The sequence below is a fragment of the Alcanivorax sp. 24 genome, assembly GCF_004360225.1.
In the GTDB taxonomy this organism is placed as follows: Bacteria; Pseudomonadota; Gammaproteobacteria; order Pseudomonadales; family Alcanivoracaceae; genus Alloalcanivorax; species Alloalcanivorax xiamenensis.
Map to the genome: position 1 here is coordinate 1 of NZ_SNUA01000094.1, position 446 is coordinate 446.

Annotated in this window: 1 protein-coding gene; it reads left to right on the forward strand. The window is 39.7% G+C overall.

Features of this window, described 5'->3' with window-relative positions:
* Positions 1 to 446 (forward strand): hypothetical protein (locus E0L37_RS21410; protein ID WP_205655688.1); only part of this gene is annotated, 446 nt, incomplete at both ends.

Sequence of the window (446 nt, forward strand, 5' to 3'; positions counted from 1 at the left end):
GCGTTATGCACCAGTCAAAACTCTTGAGAAACTCGCCTTTGCAGAAAAAGAACTTCAAGTTCGCGTTAAGTTATTAAAGCGTTTAGCAAACCCAAGCTTAATTGATAAAGCTTTTAAAGAAGGCCGTGAAGAGCTGCAATTGCAACTTGTTGAGCTTGTGATTAATCATCAACTTGCTAAATCACTATTAAAGCATGCAAAAGGTGAGGCACACACACAACTGGCGACTCATCTTGACAATGAACGCTTAGCGATAGAAATGCCTGCCAAAGTAGAAGCTGATACACGTGTAGTATTAGCAAAGCTTAATGCGCTTCGTGATAAAAATGACTTTCAGTTAGTGTCGATGCAACATGCTGAGTTATTACAGCAGTGGCAAGCTATCGAACTAAAATGGCTGAGCGATGAGCAAGTAAGCACGTTAGATAAGAAATATTCAGCTATTA